The organism is Mesorhizobium loti R88b, assembly GCF_013170845.1.
In the GTDB taxonomy this organism is placed as follows: domain Bacteria; phylum Pseudomonadota; class Alphaproteobacteria; order Rhizobiales; family Rhizobiaceae; genus Mesorhizobium; species Mesorhizobium loti_B.
In genome coordinates this window covers 4,568,299-4,584,973 of sequence record NZ_CP033367.1, presented here as the reverse complement: position 1 = coordinate 4,584,973, position 16,675 = coordinate 4,568,299, and the positions used below count along the sequence as shown (strand labels likewise).

General features: G+C 61.0%; 18 protein-coding genes. 9 read left to right on the top strand and 9 right to left on the bottom strand.

Going from position 1 to position 16,675, the window contains the following annotated elements:
• Positions 1-136: 136 nt before the first annotated feature.
• The gene (ald, locus tag EB235_RS22310) at positions 137-1,252 is read right to left on the bottom strand and encodes an alanine dehydrogenase (protein ID WP_027028887.1); all 1,116 of its coding nucleotides are present in this window, start codon (positions 1,250-1,252) and stop codon (positions 137-139) included.
• A gap of 157 nt (positions 1,253-1,409) precedes the next feature.
• Here ald and EB235_RS22305 point away from each other — a divergent pair, with 157 nt between their 5' ends.
• Positions 1,410-1,883, top strand: a complete 474-nt coding sequence (locus EB235_RS22305; protein WP_010909317.1) for an Lrp/AsnC family transcriptional regulator — start codon at positions 1,410-1,412, stop codon at positions 1,881-1,883.
• Positions 1,884-1,936: 53 nt separating this feature from the next.
• Here EB235_RS22305 and EB235_RS22300 read toward each other — a convergent pair whose 3' ends face one another.
• A complete protein-coding gene (locus EB235_RS22300; protein ID WP_155256248.1) occupies positions 1,937-2,365 on the bottom strand; it encodes a hypothetical protein in 429 nt (142 codons plus the stop codon).
• Between the two features lie 152 nt (positions 2,366-2,517).
• The gene (locus EB235_RS22295) at positions 2,518-3,099 is read right to left on the bottom strand and encodes a 5-formyltetrahydrofolate cyclo-ligase (protein ID WP_027028888.1); all 582 of its coding nucleotides are present in this window, start codon (positions 3,097-3,099) and stop codon (positions 2,518-2,520) included.
• A 184-nt stretch (positions 3,100-3,283) separates the two neighbouring features.
• On the opposite strand from EB235_RS22295, the gene EB235_RS22290 reads away from it, so the two are divergent.
• Both EB235_RS22290 and EB235_RS22285 read left to right on the top strand, forming a co-directional pair.
• Entirely contained in the window at positions 3,284-4,549 is a 1,266-nt protein-coding gene (locus EB235_RS22290; RefSeq protein ID WP_027028889.1) for an NAD(P)/FAD-dependent oxidoreductase, read from the top strand.
• A gap of 148 nt (positions 4,550-4,697) precedes the next feature.
• Entirely contained in the window at positions 4,698-6,677 is a 1,980-nt protein-coding gene (locus EB235_RS22285) for a bifunctional 2',3'-cyclic-nucleotide 2'-phosphodiesterase/3'-nucleotidase (protein ID WP_027028890.1), read from the top strand.
• 74 nt (positions 6,678-6,751) lie between these two features.
• Here EB235_RS22285 and EB235_RS22280 read toward each other — a convergent pair whose 3' ends face one another.
• Together EB235_RS22280 and EB235_RS22275 are read right to left on the bottom strand one after the other, a co-directional pair.
• On the bottom strand, positions 6,752-7,060 hold the full coding sequence (locus tag EB235_RS22280) for a hypothetical protein (RefSeq protein ID WP_027028891.1): 309 nt from the start codon (positions 7,058-7,060) through the stop codon (positions 6,752-6,754).
• A 204-nt stretch (positions 7,061-7,264) separates the two neighbouring features.
• The gene (locus tag EB235_RS22275; RefSeq protein ID WP_027028892.1) at positions 7,265-8,521 is read right to left on the bottom strand and encodes an SAM-dependent methyltransferase; all 1,257 of its coding nucleotides are present in this window, start codon (positions 8,519-8,521) and stop codon (positions 7,265-7,267) included.
• A 415-nt stretch (positions 8,522-8,936) separates the two neighbouring features.
• Here EB235_RS22275 and EB235_RS35135 point away from each other — a divergent pair, with 415 nt between their 5' ends.
• Together EB235_RS35135 and EB235_RS22270 are read left to right on the top strand one after the other, a co-directional pair.
• Positions 8,937-9,071, top strand: a complete 135-nt coding sequence (locus EB235_RS35135) for a hypothetical protein (RefSeq protein ID WP_274608581.1) — start codon at positions 8,937-8,939, stop codon at positions 9,069-9,071.
• 167 nt (positions 9,072-9,238) lie between these two features.
• Positions 9,239-9,550, top strand: a complete 312-nt coding sequence (locus EB235_RS22270; protein WP_027028893.1) for a Dabb family protein — start codon at positions 9,239-9,241, stop codon at positions 9,548-9,550.
• Here EB235_RS22270 and EB235_RS22265 read toward each other — a convergent pair.
• The 4 genes from EB235_RS22265 to EB235_RS22250 are packed head-to-tail and all read right to left on the bottom strand — an operon-like array spanning position 9,499 to position 13,778.
• Positions 9,499-10,509 (bottom strand): glycosyltransferase family 2 protein, encoded by a 1,011-nt coding sequence (locus tag EB235_RS22265; protein WP_080680705.1) that lies wholly within the window; start codon positions 10,507-10,509, stop codon positions 9,499-9,501. The two genes, EB235_RS22270 and EB235_RS22265, sit on opposite strands and share 52 nt — an antisense overlap.
• Positions 10,506-11,516, bottom strand: coding sequence for a GNAT family N-acetyltransferase (locus EB235_RS22260; RefSeq protein ID WP_027028894.1), 1,011 nt, complete (start codon positions 11,514-11,516; stop codon positions 10,506-10,508). Before EB235_RS22260 ends, EB235_RS22265 begins: the two co-directional genes overlap by 4 nt.
• Positions 11,509-12,486, bottom strand: coding sequence for a hypothetical protein (locus tag EB235_RS22255; RefSeq protein ID WP_027028895.1), 978 nt, complete (start codon positions 12,484-12,486; stop codon positions 11,509-11,511). Before EB235_RS22255 ends, EB235_RS22260 begins: the two co-directional genes overlap by 8 nt.
• On the bottom strand, positions 12,483-13,778 hold the full coding sequence (locus tag EB235_RS22250) for a glycosyltransferase (RefSeq protein ID WP_167334848.1): 1,296 nt from the start codon (positions 13,776-13,778) through the stop codon (positions 12,483-12,485). Before EB235_RS22250 ends, EB235_RS22255 begins: the two co-directional genes overlap by 4 nt.
• A 240-nt stretch (positions 13,779-14,018) precedes the next feature.
• On the opposite strand from EB235_RS22250, the gene EB235_RS22245 reads away from it, so the two are divergent.
• The 4 genes from EB235_RS22245 to EB235_RS22230 all read left to right on the top strand — a co-directional run bounded on the left by EB235_RS22245 (position 14,019) and on the right by EB235_RS22230 (position 16,500).
• Positions 14,019-14,903: a VOC family protein gene (locus EB235_RS22245; RefSeq protein WP_027028897.1), complete on the top strand. Its 885-nt coding sequence runs from the start codon at positions 14,019-14,021 to the stop codon at positions 14,901-14,903.
• A complete protein-coding gene (kdsA, locus tag EB235_RS22240; RefSeq protein WP_027028898.1) occupies positions 14,900-15,760 on the top strand; it encodes a 3-deoxy-8-phosphooctulonate synthase in 861 nt (286 codons plus the stop codon). The genes EB235_RS22245 and kdsA overlap by 4 nt, the downstream gene beginning before the upstream one ends.
• 86 nt (positions 15,761-15,846) lie before the next feature.
• Positions 15,847-16,050, top strand: coding sequence for a dodecin family protein (locus EB235_RS22235; protein ID WP_027028899.1), 204 nt, complete (start codon positions 15,847-15,849; stop codon positions 16,048-16,050).
• Between the two features lie 84 nt (positions 16,051-16,134).
• Positions 16,135-16,500 (top strand): PRC-barrel domain-containing protein, encoded by a 366-nt coding sequence (locus EB235_RS22230; RefSeq protein ID WP_027028900.1) that lies wholly within the window; start codon positions 16,135-16,137, stop codon positions 16,498-16,500.
• Positions 16,501-16,675 lie beyond the last annotated feature (175 nt).

The following is a 16,675-nucleotide window of genomic DNA, read 5'->3' as shown; positions in this document are numbered from 1 at the left end:
GAACCGGCGGCAATCTCGATATCGAGGAAGCGGGGCTTTGGCTCCGCTTTTTTGTTGCCTGCGGTGTCACGGGCCAAGAAAAAACCCGCCGGCATAAACCGGCGGGCTGACGGGAGGGAACCTCTTGTAACTTAGATCACGCAGCCAGAACGGCTTTCGGCTCGACCAGCTCGTAACCGAGCGCGTCGGCGACGGCGCGGTTGGTGATCTTGCCCTTGTGGACATTGAGGCCGTTGCGCAGGTGATGGTCGTCGACCAGGGCCTTCAGGCCCTTGTCGGCGAGTTGCAGGCCGTAGTGCAGCGTTGCGTTGTTGAGAGCATGGGCCGAGGTGACCGGCACTGCACCCGGCATGTTGGCGACGCAGTAGTGGATAACGCCATCAACCTCGTAGGTGGGCTCGGCATGAGTCGTCGCATGCGAGGTCTCGAAGCAACCACCCTGGTCGATGGCGACGTCGACCAGCACGGAGCCCTTCTTCATGCCCGAAAGCATTTCGCGGGTGACGAGCTTGGGTGCCGCGGCGCCCGGGATCAACACGGCGCCAACGACGATATCAGCCGAAAAGCATTCTTCTTCAAGCGCTTCGACCGTGGAATAACGAGTGTGCACACGGCCGGCGAAGAGGTCGTCGAGCTGGCGCAGGCGCGGGATCGAACGGTCGATGATGGTGACGTCGGCGCCAAGGCCGGCCGCCATGCGGGCCGCATGCAGGCCGACAACACCGCCGCCGAGCACGGTAACCTTGCCCGGCAGCACGCCGGGCACGCCGCCGAGCAGCACACCGCGGCCGCCATTGGCTTTCTGCAGCGCCGTGGCGCCGGCCTGGATCGACAGGCGGCCGGCGACTTCCGACATCGGTGCGAGCAGCGGCAGGCCGCCGCGGTCGTCGGTCACGGTTTCGTAGGCGATCGCGGTCACGCCGGAAGCGAGCAGGCCCTTGGTCTGCTCCGGATCCGGAGCCAGGTGAAGATAGGTGTACAGGATCTGGCCGTCGCGCAGCTGGGCCCATTCGTTGGGCTGCGGCTCCTTGACCTTGACGATCATGTCCGACTTGGCGAACACGTCGGCGGCGGTCTTGGCGATAGTGGCGCCGGCCGCGCGATAGGCATTGTCATCGGCGCCGATGCCGGCACCGGCGCCGGTCTCGACCAGCACTTCGTGGCCGTGCGCAACGTATTCACGCACCGAGCCGGGCGTAAGGCCGACGCGGTATTCGTGGTTCTTGATTTCCTTGGGGCAGCCGACGCGCATTTTCTTCTCCTGATCCAGGCCCTTTTGGGCTCACTCCCTGTATTGGTTAAGTGAACCATGAATCGGGCTGCAGGTGTTTGCGAATGCGCTTGCGCAGGAAGGCCGGTTTCGATAATCATTGCGCAAAATAGCAGAATATCAGCAGGATTCACGAAAAATGCCGCTCGACAGGATCGATATCGCCATTCTGGAGACTTTGCAGAAGGATGGCAGGATACCCAATGCGGCGCTTGCCGAGAAGGTTGGCCTGTCGCAGTCGGCCTGTTCGCGCCGGCTCGACAATCTCGAGAAATCCGGAACCATTCGCGGCTATCACGCCCGGCTGTCCAATGCGGCCCTTGGTCACCAGATGACGGCGATCGTGCATATATCGCTGTCGGGCCAGTTCGAGAAGACGCTGTCGGATTTCGAAGCGGCGATCAAGCGTTGCCCCAACGTGCTGTCCTGCCACCTGATGTCGGGCGAATACGACTATATCCTGCGTATCGCGGCCAAGGATCTCGTCGACTATGAGCGCATCCACAAGGAGTGGCTATCGGCCATGCCGCATGTGACGAAGATCAACTCGTCATTCGCCTTGCGTGAAATCGTCGACCGAACGGCGATGGGCATGAAGCCGGAAATGGCTTAACCAAAGGCCGATCCGGCACCCCAATTTTGACCAATTTAACTTTACGGCTCCGTTTATTGGTCGAGCGTCATATCTGCATGGCCAGGGCAGAGGGCATTATATTGTTCAAGGGCTTCGCCATAACTAGAGACGGTAGACCCATCGAGTGGACCATATTTGCTGCTTACTATGAGGTAATGAGCACCGGCACTTGCGGGATGTTTCAACTTTCCAAGGAATCGGAGACGACCCATTCCAATATATAGCATTGTGAACCATCCGCTTACACAGTCACCTTCAATATGATCTGTAAGATACTTTTCGTCTCCTTCGTCAAGTTTTACTTTTATGACCGCGTGGCGCGTGCCTATTCCAGAGCTGCTGACAATATCGACCTCATCCCCGATGCGCGGTCCTGACACCAGCTTGCCGCTCGCAAAAGCCGGAGTTGCGACGCTTAATGAAAGCGAAAAAACGAAAATAGCTCTACAGAGATATCGCATCGTATCCTCCTCCCAAAGAGCGACCGGACGCTGTTGGATCCGCCCAGAACGCACGTCGAAACGGCCCTCCGCGCATGGTCCCAGAGACCATATTATTGACCAAGTCGGATTTTTGTCACGTGACATATGCGCTGCTACGCGGCGACGGGCCCTCAGGCTTCGGTGACGATCCGATCCATCGGAATGTCGTGCGGTTGCGGATAGATGGTGGCGATGCGCTGCAGTTCGTAGCCGACGCCGATGACCAGCGGCTTGAACGGCATGGCGGCCAGCGTGCGGTCGAAGAAGCCGCCGCCATATCCCAGGCGAAAATTTGCCGGATCAATGCCGACGATCGGCGAGATGACGATGTCCGGCAGCACCGGATCGCCCTCGGCCGGGATCGGAATGTTCCAGATACCTTTTTCCAGCCGATCGCCCGCTTTGTAGGCCCGGAAAATCAGCGGCTGTCCTTTCTCGATGACAATGGGCAGTGCGGTGCGGCCGCCGCGTTCATTGACGGATGTCATCCATGGCCGCAAATCCGGCTCGCCCCTAAACGGCCAGTAGAGGCTCACCATGCGGCCGGCGATCTCGCCGATGATCGCATCGAGGCATTCGGCAATGCGTTGCGACATAGCGGTGCGCGCGTCCGCCGGCACTGCGAGACGCGCCGCGATCAGTCGCTCGCGCTCGGCCTTGCGCCAGCGCCTGACGTCGGCCCAGTCCTCGGCGTCGTCATGACCGTTGGCCATGCCTCACTCCCGTGATCTCGTTTCGGGGAGGCTATACCCCCTATGAGCCCGCGGACACGTGCATTAACGACATGGGAAGGCGAGCTCCGGGCAGCCCCTTAGTGCAGGGCAGCCCTGCGCGCCACGACGTTGTTGCAATGCACAAAAACCACTACATAACTGGCAGACAAACGGGGTGAATGAGATGAGTGAAGCCAGCCATCATGTCGTCGTTGTCGGTGCGGGTTTCGGCGGTCTCGAATGCACCCGCGCGCTTGCTGGCGCGCCGGTGCGCATCACCATGATCGACAAGCGCAACCATCATCTCTTCCAGCCGCTGCTTTACCAGGTAGCGACGACCGCGCTGGCAACCTCCGAGGTTGCCTGGCCGATCCGCCATCTCCTGCGCAAGCGCAAGGACGTGACGACGTTGCTGGCCAACGTCACCGGCGTCGACCGTGCCGGTAAACGCGTGCTGCTCGATGACGGCAGCGCCGTCGCCTACGACACGCTGGTGTTGGCCACCGGCGCGCGCCACGCCTATTTCGGCCATGACGAATGGGAGCCTTTCGCGCCGGGCCTGAAGACGCTGGAGGACGCCACCACCATTCGGCGGCGCATTCTGCTGGCCTTCGAGCAGGCCGAGCGGGAAACCGATCCCGTCAAGCGCCAGGCGCTGCTGACCATTGCGATCGTCGGCGGCGGGCCGACCGGTGTGGAACTGGCCGGCACCATCATCGAACTGGCGCACGAGACGCTGCGCGGCGAGTTCCGCAACATCGATACGCGGCAAACGCGCGTGGTGCTGATCGAGGCCGGCGACCGCATCCTTGCCAATTTCGCGCCAAAACTCTCCGACTATGCCAGCAAGGCGCTCGAACGCCTCGGCGTGACGGTCGAGCTCGGGCGGGCTGTCACGCGCTGCGATGCCGAGGGCGTCGTCTTCGGCGACAAGCAATTGGCGGCCCGAACGATCCTGTGGGCAGCCGGCGTTGCCGCTTCGCCCGCCGCCGAATGGCTGGGAGCGAAGGCGGACCGCGCGGGCAGGGTGCTTGTCGAGCCTGACCTCAGCGTGCCCGGCAGTCCGGAGATTTTCGTCATCGGCGACGCCGCCCTCGTGCTGCGGCCGGATGGACGGCCGGTGCCCGGTGTAGCGCCTTCCGCCAAGCAGGAGGGCCGACATGTTGCGGCCACCATCAAGGCCAGGCTCGGCGGTGACAATGCCGCGCGGCCATTTCGCTACAAACACGCCGGCGATCTGGCGACGATCGGCAAACGCGCCGCCGCGATCGATTTCGGCTGGATCAAACTCACCGGCTGGCTCGCCTGGTGGCTGTGGGGAATTGCACACATCTATTTTCTGATCGGCTTCCGCAACCGGCTTGCGGTTTCCCTGAGCTGGCTATGGATCTACGTCACGGGCCAGCGCAGCGCCCGGCTGATCACCCAGGGCGACGACGACAAGACCTGACTTTCTTCACCGTCCCATTCATCCGCGCGTCATCTCTGGCTGATGGACTGATGTCCGGACGCACGCGACTTCTTGAGTGGACTTGAGCCCATTTCAGCGCCAAGTTTGCTTCGGGGGCAGGGCGTCACGTCGTCGAAGAGGAGAAAATATGTCACAACTGCTCCATCCCGTCTCTCGCCGCAATTTCCTCGCTGGCGTCGCAGCCACAGGGGCGCTGATCGTGCTTCATCCCTTCTCTGCCCGTGCGCAGGCCAATCAGGCGCATCTTCGGATCATGGAGACAACCGATATCCATGTGAATGTACTGCCTTATGATTACTACGCCGACAAAGCCAACGACACGATGGGCCTGTCGCGCACGGCATCGCTGATTGAAGCAGTGCGCAAGGAAGCCGCCAATTCGATGCTGATCGACAATGGCGACCTGCTGCAGGGCAACCCGATGGGCGACTACATCGCCTACGAAAAGGGCCTGAAGGACGGCGATCTCCATCCGATCATGAAGGGCATGAACCTGCTCGGCTACGAGTGCTCGACGCTCGGCAACCACGAGTTCAACTACGGCTTGTCCTTCCTGGACAAGGCGCTGGCCGGCGCCAATTTCCCGTTCGTCTGCGCCAATCTGATCCGCGGCACCGCGCTTGCCGCCAACCCGCGTGACGACAAGCTCTATCTCAAGCCCTATGTGATCCTCGACAAGAAGATCAAGGATGGTTCGGGCGCCGAGCAGCCGATCAGGATCGGCATCATCGGCTTCGTGCCGCCGCAGATCATGGTCTGGGACCTCAAGAATCTGGAAGGTAACGTCAAGACGCGAGACATTGTCGAGGCGGCCAAGGCATGGGTGCCGCAGATGAAGGAGGAGGGAGCTGACATCATCATTGCCCTCTCCCATTCCGGCATCGATGTGAAGCAGGGCGACATGATGGAGAACGCGTCGTTCTTCGTTGCCGGCGTCGATGGCATCGATGCCGTGTTCACTGGCCACCAGCATCTGGTCTTTCCGGGCAAGAAGGATTTCCAGTCGCTCGAGGGCGTCGACACGCAAAAAGGCACCTTGCAGGGCAAGCCCGCCGTCATGGGTGGTTTCTGGGGCTCGCATATGGGGCTGATCGACCTGATGCTGGAGCGCGACGGATCGAAATGGCGGGTCGTTTCCGCCACGTCCGAGGCGCGGCCGATCTTCGAGCGCGTCGACAACAAGAACAAGCCGACGGTTCCGGACGACAAGCGCATCATCACTGCGCTCGAACAGGACCACCAGGCGACCTTGGCCTATGTGCGCCGTCCCGTCGGTAAAACCTCAGCGCCGCTTTACTCCTATTTCTCGCTGGTTGCCGACGATCCGTCGGTGCAGGTCGTCAACCAGGCACAGACCTGGTACTTGAAGGACATTCTCAAGAGCACGCAGTGGAAGGATGTGCCGCTGCTGTCGGCCGCCGCGCCCTTCAAAGCCGGCGGGCGCAATGGCGCCGACTACTATACCGACGTGCCGGCCGGCGACATCGCCATCAAGAACGTCGCCGACCTCTATCTCTACCCCAACACCGTGCGGGCCGTCGAAATCAACGGTGTGCAGGTGAAGGAATGGCTGGAAATGTCGGCCGGCATCTTCAACAGGATCGAGGCAGGGAAGGCCGACCAGGTGCTCATCAACACCGATTTCCCATCCTACAATTTCGACGTCATTGATGGCGTCACCTACAAGATAGACCTGTCGCAGCCGCCGAAATACGATGCCAAGGGCGGCGTGGCGAATGCCGGTGCCAACCGCATCGTCGACCTGATGTTCGATGGCAAGCCGATTGATCCAAATCAGAAATTCGTCGTTGCGACCAACAATTACCGGGCCGGCGGCGGTGGCAATTTCCCCGGCATCAATGCCTCGAAGATCATCTACGAGGCGCCGGACACCAACCGCGATGTCATCGTTCGCTATATCGTAAGCCAGGGCACCATCAATCCGTCGGCCGACGACAACTGGTCGTTCGCGCCGCTGCCAGGAGCCAGCGTCGTGTTCGAGACAGGCGTCAAGGCAAAGGATTTCATCGCCGATGTGAAGTCGCTGAAGATCGAATCGGCGGGCGAGGGCGAAGCGGGTTTCGCCAGATATCGCATCCTGCTCTGATGAAGCCGTCCAGAGCGGTTCGACGTTTCACCGAAACGCCGAACCGCTCTGTCTGTTTGTTTTTATGCAAAGGCTCAGTTGGTCGCAGGCGTTAGCGGCAAGGCTGTCGCGGGAGCTTGCGGGCTGACTGGCTGAGTGGGCTCAAGCGACATGCCATTCGGGTCGCTGGGCACGGTCAGTGGCGCCATCCCGGCTGGAGCATGAACCTCGTGGATGGTCGAGGTCGGTGTGTTGTCGATGAGATCACTGGCACCAGGCGTCATTGTCGGGCTGATGCTGTGGCCCAGCGGATCGTTCATGACAGTGGGTGGCGCTATGCGCCGTGCGTCGGCAGCGGATATGGCGGCAAGCAGGATGGTAATCACGGCAACAGTTCGCTTCAAGGAAGCCTCCTATGGTCAGAGGCGCTCGGCGTTGATTTTGGCGCGGGGCGTCGGATGCGTGAGAACGCCTGCCAAATGCTCACGGTTGCATCACGTTGGCATCAGGAAATCGCGATCGAAATGGCCAAGCGAGCCAGTCGGCAATCGACCTGCCGTCATGTCCAGCCGTGCTGCCTTGGGAAGGAACTCGATGAGCGAACCGGCTTACGCCTTGTAGACCACTTGGCGCACGTCGATGTAGCTGGCGCGGAATCCGGCCTCGCAATAGTGCAGGTAAAATTCCCAGAGCTTCTTGAAACGATCGTCGAACCCGAGCGGCACGATCTTCTCCCACGAAGCCCAGAAGCGATTGCGCCATTCGGCGAGCGTGCGCGCATAGTCGTCGGGAAAAACGCGCTCACGCAGATGCGCGAGGCCATGATCCCTGCCGAGCGCCTTCAAGATCGACGGTGTCGGCAGCATGCCGCCCGGAAACACGTAGCGTTGGATGAAATCCGGCCTGGCGCGATAGGTGTCGTAGGCGGCTTCGTTGATGGTGATGATCTGCAGGCCCGCGGTGCCGCCGGGCTTCAGGCAGGCTTTCATCTTCGAGAAGAACACAGGCCAGTATTTCTCGCCCACGGCCTCGAACATCTCGATCGAGGCGATGCGATCGTAAGTCCCCGTTTCGTCCCGATAATCCTGCAGCTTGATGTCGACCTTGTCGGCAAGCCCGGCCTTGGCGATGCGCGCCTTGGCGAAGTCGTGTTGCTCGCGGCTGATCGTCAGCCCGGTAACGCGGCAGCCGATTTCGCGCGCCGCGAATTCAGCAAAGCCGCCCCAGCCACAGCCGATCTCCAGAACATGGTCCTTCCTGCTGATCCCTGTATCCCGGGCCAGTGCCCGGTATTTGGCGGCTTGGGCGCTCTCCAGGTCGTTGGCGCCGTTCGCGTAGAGCGCCGAGGAATAGGTCATGCTCGGGTCGAGCCATTCCTTGTAGAAGGCATTGCCGAGATCGTAATGCGCCGAGATATTGCGTTTCGAACCCGACCGCGTGTTCTCGTTGAACCAGTGGCGTATGCGCTGGACCGTGTTGATCAGCCAGCTCGCTCCGCCGGCGATCTTCTCGCCAAAGGCGGAGTTGACGACGAAGAGTTCGAGGAAACTGGTGACATCGGGGCTCTCCCAATCGCCGTCCATGTAGGATTCGGCGACGCCGATCGTACCGCCGGAAAAGGCACGGCCGGGCAGGCGCCAGTTCTTGAGCACCAGCTCGGCATCGGGACCTGGTGCCTTGCCGCCGACAAGGACGGCGCGGCCGTCCGGCATCCTGACCTTGAGTGAACCGCGCGGCAGGTTCATCGCCATCGACAGCACCATGCGCGCCTTGGCCGGCAGTCCCTTGACGATCTCAGCGAAATTGAACTCGTCCAGCCTGACGGCTTCGCCCGGCATCGTGCCAGAAAGTTCGTTGTGAGCCATGTCACACCCTTGAATTTCCTGCGCGGCCAGCGCAATTGCCAACCGCGTCTCACAGTTCATAGGCCGGGTTCGAACGTCGTTGCCTATCCGCCGTATACGGCAGAAACGGCGACAGGCAGACTCCAATAAAAACGCTCGCCCACTAACCAGAGTTTCAGCGTTTGCCGGTGAATCCCCGCGACAATCTTCCACATCGTTATGGGGAACTTCAAGAGGCAAGCCATTGGCTGGGCTGGGCCACGTAGCGTTTGACAGCTGGTTTCCTCGCACAGGCTTGTTGTGCCATCGCAACGACATGGCCTGGATATCCCCAACAGCCCGGATGTTTCTGCCTGTTTTAAGGCGAGCGTGGAGTAGACGCTGAGATATCAAAAACGCCTATGGCCGCCGCAACGCATGTGCGATAGCGTTAGCCATGCGTTATGTAATCGTCATTGCCGCCATCGCGTTCTTCCTGATCTGGGACGGCCTCTACAATCAGGGCCGGTATCTCGACATCTCGGTCAGGGAACTCTCCCATGTCGTGCGCTACGTCACCGGCAAAGCCTAGAGATACGCTCCAAAGGTGGCGGCCAGGTCCCTCATCCAGGATGTTGTAGCCGCGAGACGAGGTCCCTGCTGTCCTGGGCGCGTCGCAAGGACGCGTGTCGCCATGGATGGTTGACGCGAAGAGCCCATCGTCACAAAAGACCCCGGCATTCAGATCAGGAGGCGGGATTGATCCGGCATATCGTTTTCTTCAGCGCTAGGCGCAAGGCGGATGTGGAGGCAGTGCACACCGGGCTGTTGGCGCTCGGCAACATTCCTCATTCCAACCTCTTCGAGGTCACGTTGAACACGAAGGTCGACCCGCTGTCGGATGAAGTTGACGTCGTCGTCTATGCCGAGTTCGCCGATGACGCAGCACTTGCCGCTTACAAGGCGCACCCGCTCTATGCGCAGACCACCAGTAAGGTCAAACCATTGCGCGAATTGCGCTATTCCGCCGATGTCGTGGCCGGCAGCGGATCCAGCGCCGGCGGCAACTGATCCAGCACCCGCGTTTGCTGACCCAGCGCCTGCTCCAGCAGGCGCCGTTGTCGACGTCCCATAAAATAGCCGGGCAGCACGTGGAAGCCGCTTGGCAGATGGCTGGCCTTGCGCCAGGCCTTCACTTCAGACAGTGCATCGCCGAAATGACCTTGCGCCATCGCCTTCAGCGGACCGCGCACCGTCAGATAGCTGAGGATCGATTCATAGTCCGGCGATCTGTAGTCGGGACAGCGGGCAACGAAATCATCCAGCCCCCTGATATAACCGGCATGGTTTCGTGAAATCGAGTTCCCGGACCGGTATTTGAAGACGTCGGTGGCGGCGCCGAAGGCGATCCGATGTTGTCGCGCCAGGCGCAGCAGCAATTCCCTATCCTGATGGCGCCACAGGTCCGGATCATAGCCGCCTACCGCGGTGAAGGCCGCGCGGCGAACCGTGACGGTCGAATTGGTCAACGGGATACAGTGGCAGAGCAGGAGCTGCCGCAGTTTTTCGCTATCGGGCGTCGTACACGGCAGCCGGTGCACCCGTTCGCCGCTGTCTGAAATGTCGCTGAAGCCGTCTATGGTGCAGGCGATATCAGGGTTCTCATCGAAGAAGGCGATCAGCCGGTCCAACCGCCCGGGGCGGAAGGCGTCGTCCGAATCGAGAAAGGCGATGAGCGGTGCGCTGGACAAAGCGGCGCCCTCGTTGCGTGCCCGGTTTGCACCAGCTGACGTCGGCCTGCGGCGCCATGTCAGTCGTGGATCGTCGACAGTCGCAAGGTAGTTTTCGGTTCCGTCGGTCGATCCGTCGTCGATCACCACCAGTTCGATATCGGCTCGCCCATTGTCAAGAACAGAAGCCAAGGTGCGCGGCAGGCTGTCACGACGATTTTTGGTCGGGATAACGACGGCAAGCCGCGGTGTGGCGACGCGAGCGCGCTCCAATGGAAAGGGTGTCGGCTGAACGGTCATAGCCGAAACTCGTGCATCGCGGTGCGGACACAGCCGAAGCCGGTCTTGAATGGCTCGTCGCCGATGGTGAAATCGAAGTCTGTGCCGCCGTCGGCGGCCCAGGCCGCCATGACGCGATCAAGCGCCAGAAGGCCCGGAGAGGAGCGGGCATGGGCGCCATAGTCGCAGGCCAGCAAAATGTAGCGGAAACAGCCGCCATCGACCAAGCCGAAGACGAGGGCGATCGGACCGTCCTTGGAAACGAGGCGATAGGTTCGGGCCAGACCGGAGCGCGCACCGTTGGCGGCGACATCGGTATAGAATTCGAGGCCGTGCGGCGTTTGCAGCGGGTCGGCCGGAAACCGTCCGGTGCGAAAGTCGCGCGCCGCAGCCATTGCCCGTCGCGCGTCGCCTGGTTCCACCAATTCCAGTTGCAGGCCACCTGTCTGGACAAGCTTTCGTGCCTTGCGGTCCAGGGCAGCCGCGCGGTGGGGACGAAGGTTGGTCCTGCGCCATTCGGCATAAGGAAAACCATAACGCACCGCATGGGCACCGAAGTCGAGCGTCGACGGCTCGACCATGAGCAGCGAGCGCCATTCACTCAGATGGCTGTGATGGACAGGCCCGATTCTCAAGCCTGCATGGTTGCCGAGACAAGCACGAAAGTGCCGCGAAGTTTGCCTGCCGACAGTCAAGCCGTTGGCGATGATTGGACACACATAGTCAGTAACACCGAGGAATGCGTACTCGATCGCGCCGTTCTGATCGCCCTTGGTATGCCGAACCAGCGGAACCAACAGCTGAAGTTCGCCCGACCCGTCCCGACCTGTGATCACCAATGGCTCGGCCCCGTGCGCGGGCGCCATGTGACGATAGAAAGCTGTGAGCCAGTCCGGATGCTGGAAAGCCGATGCCGATGCGTTGGAGAACAGCCGCTGATATTCCAGTGAACCAAAGTCGAAGCGCTCGATCGCCTGGAACATGAGCGGTGTTTTGGCAAGCAGGTATGCCGGTGTAACATCAAGCACGCTTCACCCCCGTGAAAAGTCGCCTAAATGCTTGCTGCGGGAGAAGTGCGGGGTCGTCAAGGGCTATGGGGCCGTCGACCGGCAAGTCCACGGCCCGCAAGGCTGCGTATAGCCTGTCCTCCGAAAGCCTCTGGGTCTCAACGCGCTGAGGGGGCGTTTCCCGATAGATCGCGCTGTGGGAACCGTGCGCCGGATTCGTGTTGATCTCAAAAATCTGCGGACGCCCGTCGACCAGCGAGAAGTCGGCGCGCCCATAGTCGATGCCGGCAAGGTCGAATGCCCTGCGCAGCACCTCTTCATACAAATTGCCTTTGACGAACTGGCGCTCGGTTTCGAGGAATGTCTCAAACATCGGATGGGCGAGGAGACGCTTGGTATCCTGCACGTCCTTGGCGACCCAGCGGAAGTCGACGGCATGGTGATGGGCGATCAGCCGATGGCCGACGCGATAGGTGGCAAAGCGCTGCCAGACGCCGGGGCTTACCTCCTGTCCGGCATATTCGATCACCAGCTTGCCGGCGAGCGGTATCCCGTTCGCTTTCATCCGGCTCAGCGTTGCCTCAAGCGCCGGCTGGTCGGCGATCAATTCAAGGTCGGCTGAAAGGTGGTCGAACTCATTGCGGATGAAGACGGGAAAGCCGTTCGGGCGTGGCTGGCTTTCACAACGCCAGGCCGAGAAGCGGTTGATGCCGACTGCGTTCAGAGCTTTCAGCAGGTCGTGGCGGCTCAGCACATGGGCGGGATGGTTGAGAACGCGCGCACCTCCGTGCTCAAGCCGGTTGGCGACCCTGGCCGCCAGTGCGATCTCGAAGTTCGAAAGCCGCTCGTGATCGGTGAAGACCCAGGTGCCGGAGCGCAGTTCCTTCTGCCGAAAGAGGCGTTCGTAGCTCCAGTGGCATGCCTTGCCCAACTGGCGGACCAGATGGGCAACGGTATAGGAGTGGCTGCGCGTGGTGACGAAATTGATCAAGCGCCGTCCGGCGAGCCGCCGTCCTCCTGCAGCGCCAGAATTCCCATCGGGGATCGCGCTCCGTTCTTGGAGCCTGCAAGAACCGAAGCATAAAGGGCGAGGTTGAGCGCGACCGCCGAATCCAGCGAAAAATCCTGTGCGCGCCGACGCCCTCGCGCCACCAGCGCATTCCTTGCGTCTTCGTCGGCAAGCAGCTGCAGCGTTCGCTTGGCGAGTTCTTCTCGCCGTCGTTCCGGCACGAGCGCCAATGCTTCGGGATGTCCGGCCACGTCAACCACCCCACCGACGGCATAGGCGACCACAGGCACGCCTGCCGCCATTGCTTCGAGAAGGATGCTGCCGAACACTTCGCGGCGTGAGGGCAGGATCATCACGTCGGAGATCTCAAGCGCTTTCTTGACCTCGGCCGGTGAGACAAATCCGGTGATGGTCCACCAGCCTGGACGCGAGATCGCGGCGAGCGCCGTCTCCAGTTTGCGGCGGTCGGGACCATCTCCGCAGATGAGCAGGAATACGCCTTCTTCGGACAGTCGCTCGACAAGTGCCGGCAAATCCTGCCAGCCTTTTTCGGCGCTGACACGGCCGATAAAGCTGACGATCGGGCGCCCGCCCACGATGCCATGCTCGTCGCGAAAGGCTTGAAGCGCCTCGGCAGCGATTGGCTGCCGAAAAGCCTCGACGTCGAGCGCATCGGGAATCACGTCGACGCGCGATGGATCGAGCCCCAATTCGCCCGCCTTGCTCCGGCCATATGTTTCCGTCAACGCAACGATCCGGTCCGCCGATTTCAAGGCCGCCCGCTCGATCCAGCGGGTGACATCGTATGGCTTGCCCCTGAGCCGAAAGGCGCTCTGAAATCCGGACCACAAAGGCGTGTTCATCGAAACGACAAGCGGTATCTTCAGCCTGCCGACAATGATGGCGATGATCCTGCACCAGATCGAATGGTTGAAATGGATATGGACGACATCATAGCGGTGCCGGGCTCGTAGAAGCTCCGGTATCGCGCCCAGAAACCAGCTGAAGCAAAGCATAGGCCCGGCCAGGAATTCGGGCAGCCAGAAGCCTGTGCATTTTACCCGCATCATCGCGGACAGTTGCACGTTCCTTGGGCTGCCAGGGATGTAGCTGGTCAGAACCGTCTGAGCTGCGCCGGCCTTGTCCATGCCTTGCGCGATCGTCCATGTCTGGTTCTGCAATCCGCCGACCGGATCGAACGCAACCGGCCAGTTGCCAGGCCGGTAGAAATGCGGCGTGATCCGCAAGATCCTGAGCATGCTGTTGCCCGCCATCCGTCGTTCCAGCCATGCACGCAGGGCAATGGGCGCCATTCGACGTCGAATCGCGACGTCGTGACAATTGTCCAAGACGGAATTCCCAACATCCCCCATGCGGGGGATATCCTTACGTCAATTCCCCTGGTGGCAGAAGAAGAAATTGGGACTTTTTCTGGTGGCTGTTGGCACGTGGCTGACTACGGTATCGCGATCAAGTCTTGAACCGATTTACGGAATGATGCACATCGCGCCTCCATGACCCAAACAACAGCAGCCGGTATTCGTCCGCTCGATCATCTGGTGCTGCCGACGCAGAACCTCGATGTGGCGCGAGCGCGGCTCAGTTCACTTGGCTTCGTCGTTGCCCCGACCGGCATCCATCCGTTTGGAACGGAAAACTGCTGCGTTTTCCTCGCCGACGGCACCTATCTGGAACCGCTTGCCATCGGCGATGAGCAGCCAGCGATGAAAGCCATTGCCGATGGCAACGTCTTTGTCGCGCGCGACCGTGCCTATCGCGAAAGCCGCGGCGACGAGGGATTTTCCGCAGTGGTTCTGGGGACCGACAATGCCGATGCCGACCATGCACGCTATGTCGAAGCCGGCCTGTCGGCGGGAGACACGCTGAGCTTTTCGCGCGCTTTCACGGACACGACGGGCAAAAGCGACGTCGCCGCTTTCAAACTCGCCTTCGCCTCGGCCAGGGACGCAACCGACGCGTTCCTGTTTGCCTGCCAGCGGATCAACGCGCCAAAGGTGGACCGCTCAGCCTTGCAGGTCCACGCCAACGGCGCTAGCGGGATCCTTGAGGTGGTGGCGGTCAGCGACCAATCCGCCGAACAGATCGGGCTGATCTCCGTGGCGGTGAACGATTCCGCTGTCGACGGCGAGGTGTTCCTCCTGCCAAACGCAACCTTGAGCGTGCTTGACCCCAAATCCTTCACCGCCCGCTTTGGCATTCCGGCCGGGTCATCGACGAAACTTCGCTTCGCCGCGATCGTCTTTGCCGTCCGAAGCATCGATGTCACGTCGCGGCTGCTTGCAGCCAATTCCATCCAGCACGATATAGCGGGCAATGACATTGTCGTGCAGCCGGCATCCGGACAGGGCGCGGCTTTCATCTTCCGGGAGATCCCATGAGCAAGCCCCAAGCGACCAACTCCACGGCGCCCAATTCGACGGTAACGGTCGGCAATGTCGTTTTCGACAACAACGCGGCATTGGCGCTGATCGCCGGGCCCTGCCAGTTCGAGTCGCGCCAGCATGCCTTCGACATGGCCGGCGCGCTGAAGGAACTGACAGCCAGGCTCGGCATCGGCCTCGTCTACAAGACGAGCTACGACAAGGCCAACCGCACCTCGCTGTCGGCAACACGCGGTGCCGGCATGGATGCGGCACTTCCGGTCTTCGACGAACTGCGCAAGGCGTTTTCACTTCCCATATTGACCGATGTCCACACCGAGGAGCAGTGCGCGATCGTCGCGCCGCATGTCGACGTGCTGCAGATTCCGGCTTTCTTGTCGCGCCAGACCGACATGCTGGTCGCGGCCGCCAGGACAGGCAAGGTCATCAATGTGAAGAAGGGGCAGTTCCTCGCCCCCTGGGACATGAAGAACGTGGTCGCCAAGATCACCGGCTCCGGCAACCCCAATGTGCTGACCACCGAGCGCGGCGCGTCCTTCGGCTACAACACGCTGGTGTCGGATATGCGCGCTTTGCCTGTAATGGCCGAGATCGGAGCGCCGGTGATCTTCGATGCCACGCATTCGGTGCAGCAGCCGGGCGGGCAGGGCGGTTCCTCCGGTGGCGAGCGCCGCTTTGTCGAGACCCTGGCTCGCGCGGCAGTTGCCGTCGGTGTTGCCGGCGTGTTCATCGAGACCCACCAGGACCCTGACAATTCGACGTCTTCCGATGGTCCCAACATGCTGCCGTTGAAGGATATGCCGGCGCTTCTGGAAAGGCTGATGGCATTCGACCGGATCGCGAAGGGTCGCTGAGCCAGGCGCATCCTGCCGGCGCTTGTGGTCGGCAACAGCCGGTTGTACGGTTGGCTGGCAAATGAGCGTTTTGGCAGGAGGAAGCCATGTCTGTCGCCCGCGTCACCGAAATAACCTCGTCGTCGAAGAAGAGCTTTCAGGACGCCATCGAAAAGGGAGTCGCACGCGCATCGAAAACCCTTAAGAACGTCGAAGGCGCTTGGATCCAGGACCAGAAGATCGTCGTCGAGGACGGCAAGATCGCTGCCTATCGCGTCAACATGAAGGTGACTTTCATCCTCGCGGAGTGATTGGCCGCCGCCGAAAAAGTCGGGAACTTTCGCCCGCGCCCCTCATTGTCAAAGCATAGTTCAACGACAACGAGGAGCATGATCATGACAACCCAGACAGGCCACACCGAAGCCATCGCCGCTTCGCGCGTCATCGGTACATCTGTATACAATACCGAAGGCGACAAGATCGGCGGCATCGAGGATATCATGCTCGACAAGACGTCGAATGGCATCATGTTCGCGGTAATCGGCTTCGGTGGCTTCCTCGGCATTGGCGAAAAGTACCATGCCATTCCCTGGGCAAGTCTCGACTATGACGAGGACAAGGGCGGCTACATCGTGCCCTTCTCCAAGGATCAGCTGAAGGCGGCGCCCGCTTATTCGATCAACGAACTGGCCGGGGCGGATGGCGAGACTGCGCGCGACGCGTCCTATGACTACTACAAGGTCACGCCGTACTGGCATTGACGCGATCTGAATCAAAAGGGCCTCGTTTCGACGAGGCCCTTTTGATTCAAGGCAGGGCTATTCGCTGATGTGCAGGGCCGGCAAAGGCGCGAATGCCTTCGGTGGCGATTGCTGGCTGTCGCACGACGTCAGGAACGCCGCCGCGATCAGGAACAAACTCACGATACCGCTCAAC

Coding starts and splice junctions, on each gene's coding strand:
- ald (WP_027028887.1), bottom strand. CDS start 1,252: ATGCGCGTCGGCTGCCCCAAGGAAATCAAGAACCACGAATACCGCGTC.
- EB235_RS22305 (WP_010909317.1), top strand. CDS start 1,410: ATGCCGCTCGACAGGATCGATATCGCCATTCTGGAGACTTTGCAGAAG.
- EB235_RS22300 (WP_155256248.1), bottom strand. CDS start 2,365: ATGCGATATCTCTGTAGAGCTATTTTCGTTTTTTCGCTTTCATTAAGC.
- EB235_RS22295 (WP_027028888.1), bottom strand. CDS start 3,099: ATGGCCAACGGTCATGACGACGCCGAGGACTGGGCCGACGTCAGGCGC.
- EB235_RS22290 (WP_027028889.1), top strand. CDS start 3,284: ATGAGTGAAGCCAGCCATCATGTCGTCGTTGTCGGTGCGGGTTTCGGC.
- EB235_RS22285 (WP_027028890.1), top strand. CDS start 4,698: ATGTCACAACTGCTCCATCCCGTCTCTCGCCGCAATTTCCTCGCTGGC.
- EB235_RS22275 (WP_027028892.1), bottom strand. CDS start 8,521: ATGGCTCACAACGAACTTTCTGGCACGATGCCGGGCGAAGCCGTCAGG.
- EB235_RS35135 (WP_274608581.1), top strand. CDS start 8,937: ATGCGTTATGTAATCGTCATTGCCGCCATCGCGTTCTTCCTGATCTGG.
- EB235_RS22265 (WP_080680705.1), bottom strand. CDS start 10,509: ATGACCGTTCAGCCGACACCCTTTCCATTGGAGCGCGCTCGCGTCGCC.
- EB235_RS22250 (WP_167334848.1), bottom strand. CDS start 13,778: ATGGCGGGCAACAGCATGCTCAGGATCTTGCGGATCACGCCGCATTTC.
- EB235_RS22245 (WP_027028897.1), top strand. CDS start 14,019: ATGACCCAAACAACAGCAGCCGGTATTCGTCCGCTCGATCATCTGGTG.
- kdsA (WP_027028898.1), top strand. CDS start 14,900: ATGAGCAAGCCCCAAGCGACCAACTCCACGGCGCCCAATTCGACGGTA.
- EB235_RS22235 (WP_027028899.1), top strand. CDS start 15,847: ATGTCTGTCGCCCGCGTCACCGAAATAACCTCGTCGTCGAAGAAGAGC.
- EB235_RS22230 (WP_027028900.1), top strand. CDS start 16,135: ATGACAACCCAGACAGGCCACACCGAAGCCATCGCCGCTTCGCGCGTC.